The sequence below is a fragment of the Berryella intestinalis genome, assembly GCF_000814825.1.
Lineage (GTDB): Bacteria > Actinomycetota > Coriobacteriia > Coriobacteriales > Eggerthellaceae > Berryella > Berryella intestinalis.
Genome location: NZ_CP009302.1, coordinates 1,147,479 through 1,166,990 on the forward strand (window position 1 = coordinate 1,147,479; position 19,512 = coordinate 1,166,990).

Genomic DNA, 19,512 nt, shown 5'->3' on the forward strand with positions numbered 1-19,512 from the left:
TATAGGATAGAATGGGGCTACTGTGGAAGCCCTTTTACTCGACATACTCGCCCTGCTCAAACAGGGTGAAGCGATCGATGCCGCCAAGCTTGCGGCGCTCGTGCGCACACGCAACGAAAACGTGGCCGACGTGTCGAAGCACCTGGCGAAAAAGCGCCTCTTCCCCTTCTACCTGCGCGTGAAAACCGAGGATCCCGCACGCTGGCTGGGCTGGGGCATCGACCCCGACCTCGAGAAACGGCTTTTGGCCGTCATACAGATGAAGCCCCGCCGGACGGCGAGCGGGGTGGCAACCATCACGGTCATCACGAAGCCCTGGCCGTGCGGCAGCGACTGCCTGTACTGCCCCAACGACGTGCGCATGCCCAAAAGCTACCTATCCGACGAACCCGCCTGCCAGCGGGCCGAGCGCAACTTCTTCGACCCCTACCTCCAGGTGTCCTCGCGCCTGCGCGCCCTGCGCGAAATGGGGCATCCCACCGACAAGATCGAGCTCATCGTGCTCGGCGGAACCTGGTGCGACTACCCCGAAGGCTATCGGATATGGTTCGTCCGCGAGCTGTTCCGCGCGCTGAACGACCCGCTGGAACGGGCTGCGGGCGAGGCCGAGCGGATCCGCGAGCGCTACCGCGGCTGGGAGATCCCCTCCGACGCGGAGGCGCTCGCCCGAAACGCGGAAGCCGAGCAGGACCGCGTGACATCGCGCGAAACGACCTACAACCAGGCCGTTTCGCGCCTTTACGGCGAGCATGCCGGATGGCGGCGCGCCGCGCTCGAGCAGACCGCGACCTTCGCCGAGCTCGAGGCCCAGCACGAACTGAACGAGCGTGCCGACCGGCGCGTCGTGGGGCTCGTCATCGAGACCAGGCCCGAAAGCATCACGGCGGACCGGCTGGCCCACATCCGCCGCCTTGGCTGCACGAAGGTCCAGATCGGCGTGCAGAGCCTCGACGAAGCCATCCTGCGCGAGAACAACCGCGCGGGCGATGCGACCGCGGTGGCGCGCTCGTTTGCGCTCGCGCGGGCGTTCGGGTTCAAGATCCATGCGCACATGATGGCCAACCTTTGCGGAGCCACCCCCGAAAGCGACCTGGCCGACTACCGCCGACTGGTCGGCGATCCCGCCTTTCGCCCCGACGAGGTGAAGCTCTACCCCTGCGCGCTGGTCGACGGCACCGCGCTCGTCGAGCGCTTCGCCGAGGGAACCTGGAGCCCTTACGGGGAAGACGAGCTCATCGAGCTTCTGGCCCGCTGCGTTCTGGCCACTCCGCCCTACACGCGCATCTCGCGCATGATCCGCGACATATCGGCCCGCGACATCATGGCGGGCAACAAGAAGACGAACCTGAGGCAGCTGGTCGAAGCCGCGGTCGCCCGGTCGGATAAACCGGTCGACGAGATCCGCTACCGCGAGCTGAGCACCGCAGACGCCGCTCCCGAAACCCTCGAGCTCTCGGTGTTTCCCTACGAAACCGCCCATGCAGACGAGCGGTTCCTCCAGTGGACGATGCGATCCGACGGCGCCGAGAAGATCGCCGGGTTCCTGCGCCTGTCGCTTCCCCACGCCGACTTCGTCCGAGAACACGCAAGCGAGCTGCCCGTGTCCGTCGGGGACGCGATGATCCGCGAAGTGCACGTCTACGGGAAGGCGGCCCAGCTGCACGACACCAGCACCGGTGCGCAGCATCTGGGCCTGGGTCGCAGGCTGGTGGAAGAGGCCTGCGCGATCGCACGGAGCGCCGGGTACCGCCGCATGAACGTGATCAGCGCCGTGGGAACGCGCGGCTACTATCGCAACCTGGGATTTTCCGACTGCGGCCTCTACCAGCGCCGCAACCTGTGAAAAGCCGGCTCTAGAAATGCTCCACCATATGCCGCACGACCGACGCGCAGCGGTAGGCGGCCTCTTTCTCGAACGCAGGGTAATCGACGCGCGCCGATCCGTCCGCCTTGTCCGACACCGCTCGGACGATCACGAACGGCACCCTGCTCAAGGCGCAGGCCTGGGCGATGGCCGCACCCTCCATCTCGCAGCACAGCCCCCCGAAGGTCCCCGCGATGTCGTTTTTGTCGCCCTCGTCGGCGATGAAGCGGTCGCCTGAGAGGATCCTGCCCTGGAACACGCGCACGCCGGGCGCAACCGCGTCCGCCGCCGCCACCGCGCAAGCGCGCAGATGCTCGTCGGCCCGGAAAAACGAGTCGATGGGCATCTGGGGCACCACCCCGCGCTCGTATCCGAAGTTCGTGGCGTCCATGTCGTGTTGGACCGCATCGGTCGACACCACCAGATCGCCGATGTCGATAGACGCGTCGAGCGACCCGGCGATACCCGTGTTGACCACATGCGTGACTTGGAACACGCTGATCAGAACCTGAGCGCACAGAGCCGCGTTCACCTTGCCGATGCCCGAGCGCACCACCACGACCTCGGTACCGCCCAGCGCCCCCGCGCAGAACTCGGTCGACATATGATGGCTCACGGAAAGCGAGCTCATGGAGTTCTTCAGCTGCTCGGCTTCGACCTCCATGGCGGCGATGATCCCGAATCTCACCATGGCTACTCCCCGATCTGCGGGTAGGTCGTGTGCTCCTCGTCAAGCGACGACAGCGTCTTGTCGAAGTAGTGGCGCGCCCACCATTTCGCCCCCATGAGATCGCTGTCGTGGTAGTTCCCGCACTCCACCGGCGTGGCCCCGGGAACCTCCCCCTCGAAATCGCGCACGAACGCGAACATGCCGCGCACCAGGTCGGCCACGTCCGCAGGCGCGTATTCGCCGAACAGCACCAGGTAGAACCCCGTGCGGCAACCCATCGGGCCGAAGTACACGACCCGGCTTGCCCACGAGGGATCGTTGCGCAGGTAGGTGGCTATCAGATGCTCGATGGCATGCACGGACGCGGTGTCGATGACCGGCTCGCGGTTCGGCGCCGTCATCCGCAGGTCGAACGTGGTGACCGGGCTGCCGTGCTCGGGATCGCGATCGATCCGCGACACGTACACGCCGGGCTCCAGTCGCAGATGGTCGATGGTGAAGCTTGCGATGCGCTCCATGGCTCTCCTTCTTTCGCGCGCGTCGTTTCATCGTTGCGATCCGTAGTATAGCGGGGATGGGCGGCTTCGGCCCAAAACTCCGCGGTTACGGAAACCCCCCCCCTTCGCCTTCGGCGGGCCCGAGCGCTGCGGGCGTGCGCTAGAATGGGCGGACAACCGCAACGCGACGGAGGACCCATGTACGAACTGAAAACCGAAACCGCCTTCGACGGCGCCCACTTCCTCACCGACTACTACGGCAAATGCGAGAACCTGCACGGGCATCGCTGGCGCGTCGTGGCCTACATCGGCAAGGAAGCGCTCGAGACCGCCGGCACGCACAAGGACATGGTGCTCGACTTCAGCGTGTTCAAGCGCACGGTGCGCGCGGTCGCCGAAGAGCTCGACCACACCTTCCTCGTGGAAGAGGGCTCGCTCAGACCCGAAACGATCGCCTGCCTCGAATCGGAAGGGTTCGACCTGACCGTCCTGCCCTTCCGCACAACCGCCGAGAACCTGGCGACCTACCTGTTCGAGCGCATAGCCGCCTCCGGGCTGCCCGCCACCTGCGTCGAGGTGTACGAGACCCCCAACAACTGCGCGATCTACCGGCCCTAGCGATCCTGCCGGCAAAGCGGACGGCACGCCGGGCCGCAGCTTCAAGCGGCATGAACCGCGCCCGAAAGCGAAAAGGCCGCGCCCGCGACAACGCGCGGGCGCGGCCTTCGATCGCACAAGCGCGATCTATTCCCTCAGGAACCCGTCGGCGACCTTCTTGGCGGCCTCGGAGGCCCCCACGTGCTCCATGTGGTCGAGCTTCTCGCGCGGGGTGGCCCAGCACTGCGTCTCGGGCAGGCCCTCGATGCGCGACGCCTCGAACACCGGGTCGAGGCCCTTCTTCTTCTGCGCGGAGTAATCCTCCAGCGCCGCGAAGGCCCATTTGCCCAGGATGAGGATCACGAAGATGTTGATGATGGCCTCGATGCCCATGAAGATGTCGGCGAGGTTCCAGGCCAGGTTGAAGCTCGACGTCGCGCCGAAGAACACCGCGACGCAGCAGCAGCACCTGAACACCAGCAGCAGGATCCGGTTGTTCTTGATGAACTTGAGGTTGCTCTCGGCGTAGAAGTAGTTGCCGATGATGCTGGAGAACGCGAACGCCACGATGGCGAACGTGATCACGTAGATGCCCGCTTCGCCGACCGCGTTTTGGACGGCGGCCTGCACGAGGGGCATGCCGTTAAGATCGCCCGGGGCGCCGTTCACGTAGAACAGCAGGATGATCATGGCCGAGCAGGTGCAGATGACGGCCGTATCGATGAACACCGACAGCGTCTGGGCCAGGCCCTGCTTGGCGGGGTGGGACACCGAAGCCGAAGCCGCCGCGTTGGGGGCCGAGCCCATGCCGGCCTCGTTCGAGAACAGACCGCGCTTGATGCCAATGACCACGACCGACCCGGCGAACCCGCCGAAGATCGAGTTGAAGTCGAAGGCCGATGCGAAGATGAGCGCGAACACCGCGGGGACGTCGGACAGGTGCGTGACGGTGAGCACGAGGCCGAAACCCAGGTAGGTGAGCGCCATGACCGGGACGATGAACGAGGTGAGAACGCCGATGCGCTTCACGCCGCCGAAGATGATCATGGCGGTGAACACCGTGACCAGCGTGGCGATGACGAAGGGAACGCCCGAGGTCGCGAAGTTGGGAACGAAGTACTCGAACGACGAGGCGAGGTTGTAGGCCTGCAGCCCGTTGAATCCCACGGCGAAGCACAGGATGAGCGACACGGCGAACACGACTCCCAGCCACCGCATGCCCAGCGCCTGCTCGATGTAGTACGCAGGGCCGCCGCGGAACTCGCCGTCCTCGCCGCGCACCTTCCAGATCTGGGCGAGCGTGGACTCGACGAATGCGGAAGCGGCGCCGATCATGGACATGACCCACATCCAGAACACCGCACCGGGACCTCCCGTGGCGATCGCCGTGGCCACGCCGGCGATGTTGCCGGTCCCCACGCGGCTTGCGGTGGACACCATCAGCGCCTGGAACGACGACACGGCGTCGTGGCCGTCCACGTGCTTTTTCTCGGTGAGGACCGTGAACATGTCCTTGAAGTAGCGGAACTGGACGAACTTCGTCCTGACCGAGAAATACGCACCGGCGATGATCAGCAGGAACACCAGCAGGTACGTGTACATGACGGTGTCGATCTGATCGGTCAGGCTAACCCAGAACTCCATACGCCTCCCCTTCTCAAAGTAACGAAACAATGACGCACATTGTATCGTTTCTTCATGATTTGGGAAGCGAGCAGTTCGCAACGGGGCCGCGCACCGCGACCCCGGCCGATGGCGAGGGGCTAGATCTCGTAGCTGGTGGAGTGCTTCTTGGCGGACTGGCGCACGTTCACTTCCTGGCCGCGCACCGACACGCGCGAGTTGGGGGGCACCGACTCGGTCACAAACGCGCTGCCCGCGATGATGGAACCCGCCCCCACCACCGTCTCGCCGCCGAGAACCGAGGCGTTGGAGTAGATGGTGACGTTGTCCTCGATCGTGGGATGGCGCTTGACGCCCGAGAGCTTCTGACCGCCGCGGGTGGAAAGCGCCCCCAAGGTCACGCCCTGGTAGATCTTGACGTGGTCGCCGATGCGCGTGGTCTCCCCGATCACCACGCCCGTCGCGTGGTCGATGAAGAAGTACTCGCCCACCTGGGCGCCCGCGTTCAGATCCACGCCCGTTCCCTGATGGGCGTACTCGGTCATGATGCGGGGGATGAGCGGCACCCGCAGAAGGTACAGCTCATGGGCGATGCGGTACACCGTGATGGCGAAGAAGCCCGGGTAGCAGAAGATGATCTCTTCCTTGCTCTGGGCGGCCGGATCGCCGTCGAACGCGGCCTGCACGTCTTTGAGCAGCATCGACTGCAGGTACGGGATGCGTGCGAGGAAGGTCTTGGTGATGCGCCTCGCCTCGCCTTCGGCCGCATGGAACGACAGCGTTTCGGAGTCGCGGAACAGAAGCGCCTCGCGCACCTGGACGAACAGGGCGTCCCCCACGCGGTCGAGCATGCTGCCGGCGAAGTACTCCAGGTTCGAGCACGCGGCCATGTCGTCGATGAAGTACCGGGGGAACATGATGGTGCGCACGTCCTTGACGATTTCGATGACCTTCTTGCGGCTGGGGAAATGCCGATCGGGACGCGTGAAGAACACGTCGCCCGCCTCGTAGTTCTCCATAATGCCGCGAACCGTTCCCTCTAGATCCTCGCGATGCATGGGACACCCTCGTTTCAAAAAGCCGTCGGATAACGCTGCCATCCTATCAGGTTTGCGCGCGATGGCCGAGCTTTTACACCCGAACAACGCGCCCCCAGGCCCCGAACGGCCCCAGGGGCCCGCCTGTGCAGCGAGGCCATCCCGCACCCTCCCTTGGCAGCGGCGAGAAGGGGCGGGAAAGGCGGATGCGCGCCCGGCCCTTCGGGAAAGCCGCTAGAAGGCGGCGAAACGGCGGTGGCGCTGCTCGATGAGCTCGTCGGGAGTCAGAACGGACAGCTCCTCGATCTGCTCGATCAGAAACGAGCGGACCTCGGCCGCCGCCCTGTCCGGGTCGAGGTGCGCAGGACCCTCCCCCTCCGACAGCACGCGCTCGACAAGGCCCATGCGCGCGACCTCATCGGCGCTCATGCGCATCACGGCCGCCGCTTCGGGCGCCCGCGTGCGGTCCTTCCACAGGATCGAGGCGAACCCTTCGGGCGACAGCACCGAGTAGACGGCGTGCTTCTGCATGGCGACGCGGTTCGAGACGGCCAGGGCAAGCGCCCCGCCCGAGCCGCCTTCGCCGATGAGCACGCTGACCACGGGAACCTTCAGGCCGGCCATGGCCACCAGGTTCTCGGCGATGGCGTTTCCCTGGCCGCGCATCTCGGCCTCCGCCCCGCAGAAGGCCCCCTGGGTGTCAACCAGGCACACGATGGGACGGCCGAACTTCTCGGCCTGGCGCATCAGGCGCAGGCTCTTGCGGTAGCCCTCGGGCTGCGGGCACCCGAAGTTGCGCGCCACGCGCTCGCGGACGTCGGCCCCCTTCTCCTGCGCGATCACCGTGACCGGGCATCCGGCCAACCAGGCCACGCCGCCCACGATGGCCCCGTCGTCGCCGAACATGCGGTCGCCGTGCAGCTCTTGGAAACCGTCGAAGATGCGCTCGATGTAGCGCATCGCCGTGGGACGGTTCACGTTGCGGGCCAGCTGAACGCTCTCCCACGCCGCGCTCGCATCGGCCGCCGCGGCCTTCTCGCGGGGAAGCGCGACGCGCTCGGGTGCGTGCCGCTCGCGCTCCGCTCGGGCGCGGGCCCATGCGGTGACGGGAGAGGCCGCGAACCGCATCGCCCCCACCCCGCGCCCAACCAAACCCGCGATCGAGCCTATGACGCTGCGCACCGTGAGGTCCGCCGCATCCACCACGACCGGGATCCGTCCGTAGGTCACGTAGTTGAAGGTCCCCTGGCCCGACTCGAGGGCCTGGCACACGCCCTCGTAGCTGACGATGGCCTTGGTGCAGCGCGCACCGCTCCCGTCGACCGCGCCCGGAGCGACGGAAGCGTCCAGGCAGGAAGCCGCGTGAACGGCCAGGAGGTGGGCCAGGGAGCTGCGCATCCGCTCACGCGGGACCACGGCGTCGATCAGGCCGTGCTCGAGGGCGAATTCGGCGGTCTGGAACCCTTCGGGCAGCTCCTGGCGTATCGTGTCCTGGATGACGCGCTTGCCGGCGAACCCGATGAGCGCCCGCGGCTCGGCCACGACGATGTCTCCCTGCAGCGCGAACGACGCGGTCACTCCCCCGGTGGTCGGATCGGTGACGACCGAGATGTAGAGCAGGCGCGCGCGGCTGTGGCGCTCGACGGCGCACGACACCTTCGCCATCTGCATGAGCGAGACGAGCCCCTCCTGCATGCGGGCTCCGCCCGAAGCGCAGAACACGATCACGGGCAGGCCCTCTTCGGTCGCGCGGTCGAACGTGCGCGCGACCTTCTCGCCCACGACCGAGCCCATCGATCCCATGAAGAAGGTCGAATCCATCACGGCGAGCGCCGCCCGTATCCCCGCGATGCTGCCCACCCCGCAGCGAACCGCCTCTTCGAGGCCGGTTTTCGCACGCTGCGCGGCCAACTTGTCCCGATACCCCGGGAAATCCAGCGGGTCGGTCTGCTCGACGCCGCAAAACCACTCCTCGAAGCTGCCCATGTCCAGCAAGTCGTCGATGCGCTGCTGGGACGTCATGCGCATCGGGCCCCCGCAATGCGGGCAGGTGTAGTGGCTCGAGGCAATGCGGACCTCTTCGAACGACAGGCCGCAGTGGGGGCAGGCGCGCCACGACTCGGGCTGGTCGTAGGTTTTCTCGGTCGAGCACTCGGTCCAGCCCAGAAGCGGGTGGCGCCCGTCGAGCGGAGCGTACACCTTCAAGCCCCGCTGGGCCGCCCTGAACAGGAACAGATCGACCGATGCGAGGGCTATCGCCTCGCCGCACAGGAAGACCGCCGTGGCCCCGCACGCCTCGGCGGCGGTGAGGACGGCGTGGGCATTGGAGAACAGCTGGCTGGAGTAACGGTCGCCGATGCACACCGTGCCCTTGGCGAAGCGCAGGTGGGACTGGTTGCCATGATCGGCCGTGAACGGCGCGAACGGGGCCATGCCCGACGACGCCACGGCCGAGATCACCTCGCGGGCGTCGCGCCCGCGCACCATCACCAGAACCGGGGGGCCGTCGAGTTCGACCGAAGACGCCGAGTGCGGCCGAGCCTCGACCGACGTGTAGGCGGAAAGGCCCGCCGAGCGCACGGCGTTGGGAGCGGACAGCGCGTCGGGGCAGACCAGCTCCTCGCCGATGCGGTTGAGGCGGTAGACGACGTCGCAGCCCTTCGCCGCGGGCTCGCCCTTCAATCGCCGGACCCCTCCGTCGGGCGCGTAGGTGACGTAACTGCGTTTGGCCATGGTGACCGATACCCTCCTCGATATCCCGCTATGCCCGCTCGGGCGCAGCAAGCACGTATTTCTGCGTCGCCGTGGCGCACACCTCGCCGTTCACGAGCGCGGTCGTTTCGGCGACGCACAGGCGCGACGACGACTTCACGATCGTCGCCTCGAGGCGCAGCACGTCGCCCGGAACCACCTGGCGGCGGAACTTCGCCCCGTCTATCCCCGTGAGGAACCCTATGGCTCCCTGCGAGGAGCGTCCCAGCAGGATGGAGATCGACGCCGCCTGGGCGAGCGCCTCCATGATGATGACGCCGGGAAGCACCGGATGGGCGGGGAAATGCCCCTGGAACAGCGCGAGGGATTCGTCAACATCGAGCTCGGCGACGATCGACGCGCCCGGGTCGCACGCGACCACGCGCGATACCCAGAGGAACGGGTCGCGGTGCGGCAGGATCGATTCGATCAGGTCGCGCCCGAAGGGGGGCTCGACGGCCGGGAAAGCGGATTCGGTCTGCATACCCGCCCCCTATCGCGCTTCGTACGGGGAGAACGCGAGGCAGGCGTTGTGCCCGCCGAATCCCAGCGAGTTCGACAGGGCCACCTTCTGCCTGACGCCGCGGATCGCGCTGCCCGCCACCACCGACACCGGGCATTCGGGGTCGGGCTGGGCGTAGCCGGCGGTCGGCGGCACCGTGTCGGAGGCGACCGACAGGGCGCACACAATGGCCTCGAGGGCGCCGGCGGCTCCCAGGGCATGGCCCACCGTCCCCTTGATCGAGGTCACGGGAACGCTCGAGGCGTCCCCGCCGCACAGGCTGACGAGCGCGCGCGCCTCGGTCGAATCGTTGGCGAGGGTGCCGGTTCCGTGTGCGTTCAGGTGCCCCAGGTCGTCAGGTGAAAACCCGCCCTCCTCGAGCGCCATCCTCATCGCGCGCTCGATGGCCTTCCCCTCGGGGTCGGGAGCGGTCATGTGGTAGGCGTCGCCCGTGCATCCGTACCCCGTGATCTCGGCGATGACGGTCGCGCCGCGCTCCAGCGCGTGCTCGAGCGACTCGATCACCAAGGCCCCGGCGCCCTCGCCGGCGACGAACCCCGCGCGGCGGGCGTCGAACGGAAGCGAGGCGGCCCGGGGGTCGGACGATTTCGACAGCGCACCGAGGTTCGAGAAGCCCGCGATGCATATGGGGCTCACAGCCTCTTCGGTTCCGCCGGCAAGCGCGATGTCGGCATAGCCGTGGCGGATGTCGCGCACGGCGTGCCCGATGCAGTTCGTGCCGGTCGCGCACGCGGTGACGATGTCGAGGCACGAGCCTTTCATCCCGTAGCGTATCGCGAGGCTGCCCGCGGCGATGTTGCCGATCATCGTGGGTATGAACAGCGGGCTCACGCGCTTGGGGCCCTTGTCGAACAGCGTTTCGTACCCGCGCTCCAGCTCGTCGATGCCCCCGATGCCCGTACCGAACGAGACGGCGGCCCGATACGGGTCCTCGGCAGCCATGTCGAGGCCGGCCTGGGCCATCGCCTCGTCGCAGGCCACCATGGCGTACTGGACGAACCGATCCAGGCGGCGCGCCTCCTTCTTGCTCAGCCCGTGCTCGGTCGCGTCGAACCCGCGCACCTCGGCGGCAAGCGACACCTCGTAGCCTTCCGTGTCGAACGACGATATGGGCGCGATGCAGGTACGGCCCGCAGACACGGCGTCCCACAGCGCCGCCGTGCCCACGCCGGCCGCCGACACCGCCCCGGTTCCGGTTATGACGACGCGACGGGTCCCGTCGGCGCGGCGCAAAGCGCTCTTGTCGATGCCCTCGATCATAGCGACAACCCCCCATCGACGGTCAGCACCTGGCCGGTGATGTAGCCGGCCTCTTCGCTCGCGAGGAACACGACCGCGCGCGCGATGTCGGAGACGTGCCCGAAGCGGCCGACGGGGATCTCCTTGGCGATCGCCTCTTTCTGGGCGTCGGAAAGGGCGTCGGTCATGTCGGTTTCGATGAAGCCGGGCGCGATCGCGTTGGCCGTGACGTTGCGCGACGCGAGCTCTTTGGCAAGCGACAGCGTGAGGCCCACCACGCCCGCCTTCGAGGCGGCGTAGTTGGCCTGCCCCGCGTTGCCGTGCAGCCCCACGACGCTGCTCATCTGGATGAGGCGGCCGTAGCGCTGCTTGGCCATCACCTTGGCGGCCGCCTTGCAGCAGTTGAACGTCCCCTTGAGGTTCACGTCGATAACCGCGTCGAAGTCCTCTTCCTTCATGCGGGCCACCAGCTTGTCGCGCGTGATGCCCGCGTTGTTCACCACCACGTCGAGCCGCCCGAACGCCTCGCAGGCGCGCTCGACGAGCTCGCGGGCCTCGTCGGCGAGCGCCACGTTGGCCGCGACGGCGATCGACCGCACGCCGTAGTCGGCGGCGAGGCTGTCGGAAAACGCGGTCGCATCCGCCAGGCCCTTATCCGACGAGCAGTTCACGCACACATCGTATCCCGCGCGGGCGAGCTGGACGGCCACCTCGCGCCCGATCCCGCGCGCAGAGCCCGTGACCAGCGCGCTGCGCCTCGTCTCGGTCGTTTCGGTATCCACCATGAGAGCTCCTTTCCTGTCTGCGGGCCGACGCTATCCGCGTCCCGCAAACGCGCCCTGCGCCGCCAGCGCGAGGCAATCGTCGAACGACGCGCGGTCCTGAACGCACATGCGCGCCGCATCCTTATCGATGCGCCTGATCAAACCTGTCAGCACCCCGCCGAAGCCGACCTCGACGTACGAAGACGCCCCCGAGGCGGACAGCAGGTCGATGCTCTGGGAGAACCTCACCGCGCTCACCAGATGGCGGGCCAGGTGGTCGCGCACCGTCGAAGCGGACAGCGGACGGGCGTCGACGTTGCAGATCAAGGGCATGCGCGGCTCGCAGAACGCCACGCTTTCCAGATACGCCGAGAACGGCTCGAGCGCATCGCCCATCAGGGGGCTGTGGAAGGCCCCCGAGGTCGGAAGGCGCGAGAAGCGCCCGCCGCGAGCGGCCCATGCCTCCTCCGCCCGCCCGATGGCGCCGACCGATCCCGAAACAACGATCTGACCCGGGCAGTTGAAGTTAGCCGCGACCAGAACCTCGCCCTGCGCGCACTGCGATACGAGGGCCTCGACCGCGTCCTCGTCGGCTTTCAGGAGCGCCGACATGGCGCCGGGGTTCGCGTCGGCCGCCTCTCCCATGAGCCGCGCGCGCACCGATGCGAGGGACAGCGCCTGCTCGTCGGTGAGCATGTCGGAAAGCGCCAGCGCCGAAACCTGCCCGAGCGAAAACCCCACGAGCGCCGAGGGCTCGACGCCGCGGGACCGCAGCGCGCGCCCGACCGCAATCGACAGCGTCGCGATCGCCGCCTGGGCACTGCGCGTGTCGTTCAGCGCCGACGGATCCCCCTGCGCAGAGCACAGGGCCGCCACATCGAGGCCAAACACGTCGGAGGCGCACTCGAATACGACTGCGACCTCGGGAATGTCCATCAGATCCGCGCCCATGCCGGGGCGCTGGGAACCCTGTCCCGAGCATGCGAAGACCGGGCCCGCCGCCAACCGAAGGGGTTCACATGCGGGTTGTACTGCTTGATTGGATGTCATGGGACCCTTTCTCGCCTAGGTTAGCTGCGCCCTTTCCGCATTCAGCGCAGCGAGCGCCTCGAGGTGCCCTCCTCCCAGCCTCCGAGCCTCGTCGACCATGCGGTCCACGACCTCTGCGGCCGATCCGCACTCGGAAACCAATCCGGCCACCTGGCCCGCCATAACCGATCCCCCGTCGACGTCGCCTTCGACGGCGCGCTTGAGCGAGCCCACGTAGAGCCCCTCGAGCTCGTCTGCGCACGAGGCGTCGAGCTCGAGTTGGCGGACGCGGCGCGAGAAGCGGTTCTTCAGGCAGCGGACGGGATGGCCCGATCCGCGGCCGGTGACGATGGTGTCGGAATCCTTCGCATCGAGGACGCGCTGCTTGTACGCGTCGTCCACCGAGCATTCGCTTACCGTGAGGAAGCGCGTGCCCACCTGGACGCCCTCGGCCCCCAGCGCGAACGCCGCCAGCATGCCGCGCCCGTCGGCGATGCCGCCCGCCCCGATCACGGGGATGGACACGGCTCGCACGACCGAGGGGATGAGCGCCATCGTGGTCAGCTCGCCCACATGGCCGCCCGCCTCGGTGCCTTCGGCGACCACCGCATCGGCGCCGAGGCGCTCCATGCGGCGGGCAAGCGCCGCGGAGGCGACGACGGGGACCACCTTGATGCCCGCTTCCTTCCACATGCCCATGAAGGCCGACGGGCTTCCCGCACCCGTGGTCACCACGTCGATGCGCAGGTCGCACAGAAGCCGCGCGAGTTCGGCGGCGTTGGGATCCATCAGCATGACGTTGGCGCCCAGGGGCTTCGACGTCTTCTCGCGAGCCAGCCCGACCTGCTGAGCGACCCATTCGAGGGGCGCGCCCCCGCACGCGATGATGCCCAGGCCGCCGGCTTCGCTGACCGCAGCGGCGAGGCTCGCATCGGCGATGCGGGCCATGGCCCCCTGCACGACGGGCTTCTCGATCCCCAGGATGTCGGTAACGCGCGTCCTCATGCGACCGACCGCTTACAGGGAGTCGATGTAGGAAACCATGTCGCCGATGGTTTCGATGCCCTCGGGCTCGCCGAACTCGATGTCGAGCTTCTCTTCGATGTCGCAGATGAGCTCGACCATGTCCAGCGAGTCGATGCCCAGCGAGTCGAGCGTCGCGTCGGCGGTGACGGCCGCCTCGTCGATGTCGAGGTTCTCGGCGAGGGTGGACTTGATGACGTCGAGGGTTGCCATGTTCGTTTTCCTTTCGTTCGTGATAAATAGTTAGATGATCTAACCAATGCCATAGTAGGGGCGCAAACGGGCCGCCGCAAGAACCTCCATCATTTCTCGCGAACAGCGGGGCGCCTACGCGCGGGAGTCGAAGAACTCCTTCAGCTTGCTCAGCGCTTCTGCCAGCACCTTCGCCTCCCGATCGTCCAGCTCGGACAGCGCGGCCGAAAGCATCTCCTCGTGGAAGATGCGATGCGCGCGATAGACCTTGCGCCCGCGCGCCGTGAGCGAGAGCAGCACCTTGCGCCGATCGGCCTCGTCGCGCTCGCGCCGCACGAAGCCCTGGGCCTCCAGCTTCTTCACCGCCGACGTGAGCGTGGCCAGCGTGATGCCCAGCCGGTTCGCGGCGACGTTCATGGGGTTGCGCTCGTACATGCCCACCGCCACGATCGTATGGACGTCGGTGATGGACAGCCCCTCGGTGAAGCGGTTCTGAAGGGCCTGCTCTTCGACGCGCAGGATCGAATTGAAGGTCCCCGACAAAAGCTCGTCCAAGTCGAGGTTCCGATCGAGCAGATGCTGGTAGTTCTCGGACACGGACCCTCCCGGAATCTTCGACGGCCTTTGCGGCGCGCTCTGCCGAACGCGAGTGGAAGTAGCGTGGATTTTGCCCCGCTCCTCCCGACACGCACAGATTAGTTAGATAATCAAAGTAAATCTAGACCCGTCGACGCATATCGACATTTTTTACGCAATTCGACCGAGGGGGGCACGTGGGCTGCACCATCACGGGCTGCGGAAAGGCCGCGCCGAAGCTGGTCGTGACGAACGACGACCTCGCACACCTGGTAGACACCGACGACGAATGGATCGTGCAGCGCACGGGCATCCGCGCACGGCGCATCGCGCAGGGCGAATCCGCTACCGACCTCGCGGTTGCCGCAGCCGAAGCCGCCTTGGGAATCGAATCCGACAGCGCGGTGGAGCGAAGCGGATGGAGACGCCCCGCGTCGGGCTCCAAGGCCGTCGACCCCGCGTCGATCGACCTCGTTATCTGCATGACCATCAGCCCCGATGCAGCCATGCCCTCGCAAGCCGCCCTCGTGCGCCGGCGCCTGGGCGCCCAGCGCGCCGTGTGCTTCGACCTGAACGCGGCCTGCTCGGGCTGCGTGTACGGCCTGAGCGTGGCCGAGAGCATGATGGCCGCCGCCAACGCGCCCGGCAGCGCGCGCAACCCTTTGAGGCGGGCGCTGGTGATCGGCGTCGAGCGGCTCAGCCGCGTGGTGGATTGGTCCGACCGGTCGACCTGCATCCTGTTCGGCGACGGAGCCGGCGCCGTCCTTCTGGAATGGTCCGACGCCGAAACGGGCATCCGCTCGACGTTCCTCAGAAACACCGACGATATCGACGGGGTGCTGACGCTCGGGGCCGGGCGCAAAGACGACCTCCCCCCGCTGTTCGCGGCGCTGGCCGCCGAGCAGGCATCCGCTCGACAGAGCGCAGGCCCCGCCAAAGCGGCGCCCGGTTTCGAAAAGAGCGCTGATCAAGCGCCCGAAAGCGCGCTCGACCCGCAAGGGTTCCCCCCGCACATCGCGATGAGCGGCCAGGCCGTGTTCCGCTTCGCCACCGCCGCGGTCGTCGAGGCCATCGAAGAGGCCTGCGCGCGGGCGGGCGCAGACGTCGACGAGGTGGACCTGATCGTCCCCCACCAGGCCAACGAGCGCATCATCCGCTACGCCGCGAAGAAGCTGGGGCTTCCGATGGAGCGCTTCCAGCTTTCCATCGAATCGTCCGCCAACACCTCGGCCGCGAGCGCTCTCATGGCCCTGACCGACGCTTTGGTGCAGGAGAGGCTCCGCGTCGGGGACACGGCGGTCATGGTCGGTTTCGGCGGCGGCCTGACCGCCGGATCGGTTCTTTTCCATCTTTAGGGAAAACCCTACGTAATCCTTTTCGAGAATAAACGAGAGCCGCACTTTTACGAAACGGCAACGGAAACGCCCTTCCCCTAAACCCTACGATTCCCCCTTCAAAACCGCCTGGTTATCAGCTCGCCACGTTGATAACCAGGCTTTTTGTCATTACTATGACCGCATTGCCAACAGAATGGCAACGAAAAGGGGGATCCGGGGCGCGGCAGACGAGCCGAAGCGCTTCGGGAGACGGACGAAAAGGATGGTTCATGAGGGGGCGGACGATCGTCGCGGTTCTCGCGGGCGCAGCCTGCGCTGTCCAAGGGGCGCTTGCCGCATGGGGTAGCGGACACGCGCTGCTCAGGCCTCCCGGGGCCCAGGGAGAGCGCGACTTCGCGGCCCGCTGCGTGCGCTGCGGCAAATGTATGCTCGCCTGCCCCTACACCGCCATCGTCGCCGCGGGGTTCGACGCGGGCATGTCCCAGGGAACGCCCTGCATCGACGCGCGGGAGCAGGCATGCCGGCTGTGCGCCGACACTCCCTGCGTCAGGGCCTGCCCCACCGGGGCGCTGCGCGATATCGACGAGGTCGCCGACATCCGCATGGGGACCGCCGTCATCGACGAGGACCGCTGCCTTTCCTATCGAAGCCTGCGATGCGAGGTGTGCTACCGCACCTGCCCCCTCATCGATTCGGCCATATCCATCGAGTACTCGATGCGGGAAGGCGATGCGATCCACGCGACGTTCGCACCCGTGATCAACGAGGAGAACTGCGTCGGATGCGGGCTGTGCGTGGAGCGCTGCCCCGTAGACGACGGAGGGCCCGCCATCGCCGTCAAACCGCGCGCCGAACGCTGAGCCGCGCTCGATCAGGTTTTTCCGCGGCTCGCCCGCGTCAGGAACACGTAAACGGAGGGATAACCATGGATCTGACACGACGTTCATTCGTCAAGGCGACGGCCGTCGCCCTCGCCAGCGCTGCCGCCGGGGGCAGCAGCGCCGCCCTTTCCGGGTGCGCACCCCGCTCGCTTTCCGAAGAGACCAAGATGCACCAGGCGGTCTGCCGTTTCTGCGGCTGCGGCTGCGGCGTTCTGTGCGAATCGAGGAACGGCAAGCTCATCTCGGTCACGGGCGACCCGGACAACGGATCGAACCGGGGGCTCAACTGCATCAAGGGATACTACCTCGCCAAGATCCTCTACGGGAAAGACCGCATCGTCAAACCGCTCATCCGCGACGACGCCTCCACCAAGGGAACCGACGAGGGCCTGCGCGAGGCGACTTGGACCGAAGCGCTCGAGCTGGTGTCCGGCAAGCTGCGCGAAACCTGGAAGAACGACAAGAGCCGCCTGGCGTTTTGGGGGTCGGGTCAGCAGCCCATCCTCGAAGGGTACTGCACGGCGAAATTCTGGAAGGCCGGGCTGCTGTCGAACAACATCGACCCCAACGCGCGCCTGTGCATGGCAAGCGCCGTCGTGGCCTTCATGAACGTGTTCCAAACCGACGAGCCCGCGGGGTGCTACGCCGACATCGACGAGGCCGACGTGTTCGTGACCTGGGGTGCCAATATGGCAGAGGCGCACCCCATGCTGTACTCGCGCCTCACCGCCCGCAAGCTCTCGGGTAAGAACGTGCGCCACTTCGATCTGGGAACCATGCGCACGCGCACCTCGGCGAGCGCCGACAAGCTGCTTTTGTTCAAACCGGGAACCGACCTGGCCATCGCCAACTGCATTGCGAACTACCTGGTTGAGAACAAGCTCTACGACGAGAAGTTCGTCGCCGACCACCTGCAGTTCAAGCAGGGCGCCGAAAACATCGGCAACGCCCAGGACGACGGATACGACGCAAGCGATGCGGGCAAGGCTGCGGGAAACGTCTCGGGCATCACCTTCGAGGAATACGCCGAGCGCCTCAAGCCCTACACGTTCGAATACACCTCCGAGCTTTCCGGCGTGGCGATCGAGGATCTCAAGGAGCTCGCCGCCGTGTTCGCCGAGCCGGGCACCCGCATCATGTCGCTGTGGACCATGGGCGTGAACCAGCACAACCGCGGCACCTGGATGAACCACAACATCTACAACATCCACCTGCTCACGGGCAAGATCGCCCAACCCGGCAACGGCCCGTTCTCGCTCACCGGGCAGCCCAGCGCCTGCGGGACCGCGCGCGAGGTGGGCACGTTCAGCCACCGCCTCCCGGCCGACCTCGTGGTGAACAACGACGCGCATCGGCGCTACAGCGAGGCGGTGTGGAACCTGCCCGAAGGGTACCTCGACCCCATATCCAAACCCGGCTTCCACACCGTCAAGATCTTCCGCGAGCTGTCGAAGGGCAACATCGACTTTTTGTGGAGCGCACATAACAACTGGGCGGTCTCGATGCCCAACCTCACCCGCACGCTCGGACGCGGGGACCAGAAGGGCATCATGGACAGCTTCATCGTGGTGAGCGAGGTCTACCCCACCCTGTCCACCCAGTACGCCGACGTCGTGCTGCCCTCGGCCATGTGGGTCGAGCGCGAGGGCCAGTTCGGCAACGGCGAGCGCCGCACCGCGGTGTTCGAGAAAGCCGCTGACGCCCCCGGCGAGGCGCGCTGGGACCTGTGGATGCTCATGGAGGTGGCCAAGCGGGTCCTCGACGGCGAGCTGATCGACGGGGAAGACGCCTTCGACAGGCTGTTCGGGTCCGTCTACGACAAGGACGCCGCCGACTTCAAGGCCGACATGCGCGCGACCAACGCCGCCCTGTGGGAAGAGTACCGCACGTTCTCGAACCCCGGGCTCAATCCGCGCGCGGCGGCCATCAACGAATCGGCCAAGCTGAAGATGGAGGCCAAGCAGCTCGCTCCCTACGACGCCATCATCGCGGGGCACGGGCTCACCTGGCCCGCGCGCGAGGTGGACGGCGAGTGGAAACCCACGCTGTGGCGCTTCTGCGACGGCCCCCAGGAAGACGGCTTCGACCAGTACGGGGTGGAGAAGTACGGCGAGAGGGACCTTGCCGGCGGCATATCGTTCTACAAGAGCGCCAACCGCAAGCCCTCGGTGGTGTTCAGGCCCTACGAGCCGCCCGCCGAGACGCCCGACGAGCAGTTCCCCTTCTACTTCTGCACAGGACGCCTTCTGGAGCACTGGCACACCGGGTCGATGACGCGGCGCGTGCCCGAGCTGGACAAGGCCCTTCCCGAGGCGCTGCTCGAAATGAACCGCGAGGACTGCGAGCGGCTGGGCATCGCGAGCGGCGACCGCGTCAAGGTGAGGTCCCGCTGGGGCGAATTCGAGATCAACGTCTCGACGGCGGGGCGCATGGAGCCGCCCGCAGGCGTCGCCTTCGCACCCTTCTTCGCCGAGGAGAACCTGATCAACCTGGCCGTCCAGGACACCTACTGCCCCCTGTCCAAGGAGCCCGACTACAAGAAGACCTGCGTGTCCATCGAAAAGGTGGCGAAGGGAGCATGAGAAAGCCCATCGTGATCGCGCTTAGCGCAGGGCTCGTCCTCGCGCTCGGAGCCGGCGCTGCGGGATGCGCGGCGCCGTCAGGTTCGCCGAAGGCGTCGGACACCCCGCCCCACGCCCCGGCGCTCATGCCCGCAAGCCATGAAGGGCGCTTCGCCGAGCTGGGGGCGCAGGGATGCTACGGCTGCCACGGATCGAGCGAGCGGGCGGATCCGCTGCTCGCCTCCGCCCCCAAGATGCCCGCCGACCACTACCTCGGCGGCGCGGTCGACTCGCGCGAGATCGACCCGGTCAGAACGCAATGCGACACCTGCCACGGACAGGAATGAG

General features: G+C 67.0%; 18 protein-coding genes. 6 read left to right on the top strand and 12 right to left on the bottom strand.

Going from position 1 to position 19,512, the window contains the following annotated elements; genetic code table 11:
* Positions 1 to 22 precede the first annotated feature (22 nt).
* On the top strand, positions 23 to 1,843 hold the full coding sequence (locus tag JI75_RS05090; protein ID WP_039689277.1) for an elongator complex protein 3: 1,821 nt from the start codon (positions 23 to 25) through the stop codon (positions 1,841 to 1,843).
* Between the two features lie 10 nt (positions 1,844 to 1,853).
* On the opposite strand, the gene JI75_RS05095 is transcribed toward JI75_RS05090, so the two are convergent.
* On the bottom strand, positions 1,854 to 2,555 hold the full coding sequence (locus JI75_RS05095; protein WP_039689279.1) for a 5'-methylthioadenosine/adenosylhomocysteine nucleosidase: 702 nt from the start codon (positions 2,553 to 2,555) through the stop codon (positions 1,854 to 1,856).
* A gap of 2 nt (positions 2,556 to 2,557) precedes the next feature.
* Complete coding sequence (locus tag JI75_RS05100) at positions 2,558 to 3,052, bottom strand: S-ribosylhomocysteine lyase (protein ID WP_039689281.1); 495 nt, start codon at positions 3,050 to 3,052, stop codon at positions 2,558 to 2,560.
* A 177-nt stretch (positions 3,053 to 3,229) separates the two neighbouring features.
* On the opposite strand from JI75_RS05100, the gene JI75_RS05105 reads away from it, so the two are divergent.
* The gene (locus JI75_RS05105; RefSeq protein WP_039689283.1) at positions 3,230 to 3,649 is read left to right on the top strand and encodes a 6-pyruvoyl trahydropterin synthase family protein; all 420 of its coding nucleotides are present in this window, start codon (positions 3,230 to 3,232) and stop codon (positions 3,647 to 3,649) included.
* 126 nt (positions 3,650 to 3,775) lie between these two features.
* Here JI75_RS05105 and JI75_RS05110 read toward each other — a convergent pair whose 3' ends face one another.
* The 10 genes from JI75_RS05110 to JI75_RS05155 form a co-directional block, all read right to left on the bottom strand.
* Positions 3,776 to 5,272, bottom strand: coding sequence for an alanine/glycine:cation symporter family protein (locus tag JI75_RS05110; protein WP_039689285.1), 1,497 nt, complete (start codon positions 5,270 to 5,272; stop codon positions 3,776 to 3,778).
* Between the two features lie 119 nt (positions 5,273 to 5,391).
* Positions 5,392 to 6,309: a serine O-acetyltransferase gene (locus JI75_RS05115; protein ID WP_039689287.1), complete on the bottom strand. Its 918-nt coding sequence runs from the start codon at positions 6,307 to 6,309 to the stop codon at positions 5,392 to 5,394.
* Positions 6,310 to 6,522: 213 nt separating this feature from the next.
* Complete coding sequence (locus tag JI75_RS08940; protein ID WP_039689289.1) at positions 6,523 to 9,021, bottom strand: acetyl-CoA carboxylase carboxyl transferase subunit; 2,499 nt, start codon at positions 9,019 to 9,021, stop codon at positions 6,523 to 6,525.
* 28 nt (positions 9,022 to 9,049) lie between these two features.
* Positions 9,050 to 9,523, bottom strand: a complete 474-nt coding sequence (gene fabZ / locus JI75_RS05125) for a 3-hydroxyacyl-ACP dehydratase FabZ (RefSeq protein WP_039689291.1) — start codon at positions 9,521 to 9,523, stop codon at positions 9,050 to 9,052.
* 9 nt (positions 9,524 to 9,532) lie between these two features.
* The gene (fabF, locus tag JI75_RS05130) at positions 9,533 to 10,822 is read right to left on the bottom strand and encodes a beta-ketoacyl-ACP synthase II (protein ID WP_039689293.1); all 1,290 of its coding nucleotides are present in this window, start codon (positions 10,820 to 10,822) and stop codon (positions 9,533 to 9,535) included.
* Positions 10,819 to 11,586, bottom strand: coding sequence for a 3-oxoacyl-[acyl-carrier-protein] reductase (gene fabG / locus JI75_RS05135; protein WP_039689295.1), 768 nt, complete (start codon positions 11,584 to 11,586; stop codon positions 10,819 to 10,821). Before fabG ends, fabF begins: the two co-directional genes overlap by 4 nt.
* Before the next feature lie 30 nt (positions 11,587 to 11,616).
* Positions 11,617 to 12,615, bottom strand: a complete 999-nt coding sequence (locus JI75_RS05140; protein WP_052241619.1) for an ACP S-malonyltransferase — start codon at positions 12,613 to 12,615, stop codon at positions 11,617 to 11,619.
* Positions 12,616 to 12,630: 15 nt separating this feature from the next.
* The gene (locus JI75_RS05145) at positions 12,631 to 13,599 is read right to left on the bottom strand and encodes a nitronate monooxygenase (protein ID WP_039689299.1); all 969 of its coding nucleotides are present in this window, start codon (positions 13,597 to 13,599) and stop codon (positions 12,631 to 12,633) included.
* A gap of 12 nt (positions 13,600 to 13,611) precedes the next feature.
* Complete coding sequence (locus JI75_RS05150; protein WP_039689301.1) at positions 13,612 to 13,830, bottom strand: acyl carrier protein; 219 nt, start codon at positions 13,828 to 13,830, stop codon at positions 13,612 to 13,614.
* A gap of 114 nt (positions 13,831 to 13,944) precedes the next feature.
* Positions 13,945 to 14,406, bottom strand: a complete 462-nt coding sequence (locus tag JI75_RS05155) for a MarR family winged helix-turn-helix transcriptional regulator (protein ID WP_052241620.1) — start codon at positions 14,404 to 14,406, stop codon at positions 13,945 to 13,947.
* 176 nt (positions 14,407 to 14,582) lie between these two features.
* Between JI75_RS05155 and JI75_RS05160 the strand changes: the two genes are divergently transcribed.
* The 4 genes from JI75_RS05160 to JI75_RS05175 all read left to right on the top strand — a co-directional run bounded on the left by JI75_RS05160 (position 14,583) and on the right by JI75_RS05175 (position 19,511).
* Complete coding sequence (locus JI75_RS05160) at positions 14,583 to 15,740, top strand: beta-ketoacyl-ACP synthase 3 (protein WP_039689303.1); 1,158 nt, start codon at positions 14,583 to 14,585, stop codon at positions 15,738 to 15,740.
* A 251-nt stretch (positions 15,741 to 15,991) separates the two neighbouring features.
* On the top strand, positions 15,992 to 16,582 hold the full coding sequence (locus JI75_RS05165; protein WP_039689305.1) for a 4Fe-4S dicluster domain-containing protein: 591 nt from the start codon (positions 15,992 to 15,994) through the stop codon (positions 16,580 to 16,582).
* Between the two features lie 65 nt (positions 16,583 to 16,647).
* Positions 16,648 to 19,185, top strand: a complete 2,538-nt coding sequence (locus JI75_RS05170; protein ID WP_039689306.1) for a molybdopterin-dependent oxidoreductase — start codon at positions 16,648 to 16,650, stop codon at positions 19,183 to 19,185.
* Positions 19,182 to 19,511 carry a hypothetical protein gene (locus JI75_RS05175; RefSeq protein WP_039689308.1) on the top strand — a complete coding sequence of 110 codons (330 nt, stop codon included), beginning with the start codon at positions 19,182 to 19,184 and terminating at the stop codon, positions 19,509 to 19,511. Before JI75_RS05170 ends, JI75_RS05175 begins: the two co-directional genes overlap by 4 nt.
* Position 19,512: the final 1 nt, after the last annotated feature.

Bases quoted from the DNA above. Each gene is read 5' to 3' on its own strand.
- JI75_RS05095 (WP_039689279.1), bottom strand. From the start codon at position 2,555: ATGGTGAGATTCGGGATCATCGCCGCCATGGAGGTCGAAGCCGAGCAG.
- JI75_RS05100 (WP_039689281.1), bottom strand. From the start codon at position 3,052: ATGGAGCGCATCGCAAGCTTCACCATCGACCATCTGCGACTGGAGCCC.
- JI75_RS05105 (WP_039689283.1), top strand. From the start codon at position 3,230: ATGTACGAACTGAAAACCGAAACCGCCTTCGACGGCGCCCACTTCCTC.
- JI75_RS05110 (WP_039689285.1), bottom strand. From the start codon at position 5,272: ATGGAGTTCTGGGTTAGCCTGACCGATCAGATCGACACCGTCATGTAC.
- JI75_RS05115 (WP_039689287.1), bottom strand. From the start codon at position 6,309: ATGCATCGCGAGGATCTAGAGGGAACGGTTCGCGGCATTATGGAGAAC.
- JI75_RS08940 (WP_039689289.1), bottom strand. From the start codon at position 9,021: ATGGCCAAACGCAGTTACGTCACCTACGCGCCCGACGGAGGGGTCCGG.
- fabZ (WP_039689291.1), bottom strand. From the start codon at position 9,523: ATGCAGACCGAATCCGCTTTCCCGGCCGTCGAGCCCCCCTTCGGGCGC.
- fabF (WP_039689293.1), bottom strand. From the start codon at position 10,822: ATGATCGAGGGCATCGACAAGAGCGCTTTGCGCCGCGCCGACGGGACC.
- fabG (WP_039689295.1), bottom strand. From the start codon at position 11,586: ATGGTGGATACCGAAACGACCGAGACGAGGCGCAGCGCGCTGGTCACG.
- JI75_RS05140 (WP_052241619.1), bottom strand. From the start codon at position 12,615: ATGACATCCAATCAAGCAGTACAACCCGCATGTGAACCCCTTCGGTTG.
- JI75_RS05145 (WP_039689299.1), bottom strand. From the start codon at position 13,599: ATGAGGACGCGCGTTACCGACATCCTGGGGATCGAGAAGCCCGTCGTG.
- JI75_RS05150 (WP_039689301.1), bottom strand. From the start codon at position 13,830: ATGGCAACCCTCGACGTCATCAAGTCCACCCTCGCCGAGAACCTCGAC.
- JI75_RS05165 (WP_039689305.1), top strand. From the start codon at position 15,992: ATGAGGGGGCGGACGATCGTCGCGGTTCTCGCGGGCGCAGCCTGCGCT.
- JI75_RS05170 (WP_039689306.1), top strand. From the start codon at position 16,648: ATGGATCTGACACGACGTTCATTCGTCAAGGCGACGGCCGTCGCCCTC.
- JI75_RS05175 (WP_039689308.1), top strand. From the start codon at position 19,182: ATGAGAAAGCCCATCGTGATCGCGCTTAGCGCAGGGCTCGTCCTCGCG.